This window comes from Catenulispora pinisilvae (assembly GCF_015356865.1).
In the GTDB taxonomy this organism is placed as follows: domain Bacteria; phylum Actinomycetota; class Actinomycetes; order Streptomycetales; family Catenulisporaceae; genus Catenulispora; species Catenulispora pinisilvae.
In genome coordinates this window covers 1-1,572 of the sequence record NZ_JAAFZA010000493.1, presented here as the reverse complement: position 1 = coordinate 1,572, position 1,572 = coordinate 1, and the positions used below count along the sequence as shown (strand labels likewise).

Sequence of the window (1,572 nt, the reverse complement as noted above, 5' to 3'; positions counted from 1 at the left end):
GGGTTGGGTCGCTGACGGACCGCGCCAGAATCTCGGACATACTCTCCCTACCCGTCGAATTCGAACTATTAGCGACCGATCCGTTCGGGCCATGAAAAGTGATGGACCCCACAACCGTCAAGACCTTCGGGGATTTCCTCGCCACCGGCGAATGCGCTGGTCAGCCACCCTCGGCGGGGTCAGTGTCCTGGGACCGCGGCACCGCCCCGCGCCCCCGTCAACGCTCTACGCTTCCGCCGCGCACCTGCCGACATGCAGTCGAACATCGTCGTCCACTACCATTCTCCAGATCTTTATGTACGCCGGGAACTGGGGTGGACGGCGATGGCGATCGTGCAGACAACGGCCAAGATCCTGGTCGCGGGTGGCTTCGGCGTGGGCAAGACCACGCTGGTCGGCTCGGTGTCCGAGATCGAGCCGCTGACCACCGAGGCGGAGATGACCTCGGTCGGGCGCGGCATCGACGACACCGTCGGCGTGCCCGCCAAGACCGCGACCACCGTCGCCTTCGACTTCGGCCGCCTCACCCTGGCCGAGGACCTGATCCTGTACCTGTTCGGCACCCCCGGCCAGGAACGCTTCTGGTTCCTGTGGGAGGAACTGGCGCGCGGCGCGGTCGGCGCGGTGGTCCTGGCCGACGTCCGCCGGCTGGCCGACGCCTTCGCCGCCATCGACTTCTTCGAGCACCGCGGCATGCCGCACGTCGTGGCGGTGAACCAGTTCGACGGCGCCCGCAGCTACAGCGAGGACGCCCTGCGCGAGGCCCTGGCCATCCCGGCCTCCACCCCGGTCATGATCTGCGACGCCCGCGACCGCACCTCCACCGTCACCGTCCTGCTGACCCTGGTCGAACACGCAGTGAAGTGGCACGCCGACGAAGCGTGAGGACCGGCGCACCCCCCACTTGTCAGCACCCCCGCCTACCATGGGCCGCGTGCAAGATCTCCTGACAGGCGAAGACGGCCTCCCCCGCTGCGGCTGGGCCGGCACCACCGGCGACTACGCGGAGTACCACGACCAGGAATGGGGCCGCACCCTGCACGGCGACGACGCCCTGTTCGAGCGCCTGAGCCTGGAGGGCTTCCAAGCCGGCCTGGCCTGGATCACAGTCCTGCGCAAACGCGAAGCATTCCGCACCGCCTTCAAGGACTTCCAGATCGACGCCGTAGCCGCCCTCACCAAATCAGACGTCGAAGACCTCCTCGCCAACCCCGGCATCATCCGCAGCCGCGCCAAGATCGAATCCGCCATCCACAACGCCCACGTCGTCCGCGACCTCCCCGACGGCCTCGACGCCTTCCTGTGGAGCTTCGCCCCCACCGCCACCCGCCGCCGCCCGAAGTCCTTCACCCAGGTCCCGACCCAGACCCCGGAGTCGACCGCCATGGCGAAGGCCCTGAAGAAGAACGGGGTAAAGTTCATCGGCCCGACCTCCGCCTACGCCCTCATGCAGGCGACCGGCATGGTCGACGACCACCTGACGGGCTGCTTCCGAGCGGCGAAGTAGCGCGACGACGGAGCAGCGCAGCAGCGCAAGACAGCAGCGGACGAGGACCCCGACCACCCAGGCAC

Annotated in this window: 2 protein-coding genes; both read left to right on the top strand. The window is 68.3% G+C overall.

What is annotated here, in order from left to right; genetic code table 11:
* Positions 1-324: 324 nt before the first annotated feature.
* Positions 325-885 (top strand): GTP-binding protein, encoded by a 561-nt coding sequence (locus IZR01_RS49110; protein ID WP_194900099.1) that lies wholly within the window; start codon positions 325-327, stop codon positions 883-885.
* A 49-nt stretch (positions 886-934) separates the two neighbouring features.
* A complete protein-coding gene (locus IZR01_RS49105; RefSeq protein WP_194927881.1) occupies positions 935-1,507 on the top strand; it encodes a DNA-3-methyladenine glycosylase I in 573 nt (190 codons plus the stop codon).
* Positions 1,508-1,572: the final 65 nt, after the last annotated feature.

Excerpts from the sequence above, each read along its gene's own strand:
- IZR01_RS49110 (WP_194900099.1), top strand. The coding sequence starts at position 325 with ATGGCGATCGTGCAGACAACGGCCAAGATCCTGGTCGCGGGTGGCTTC.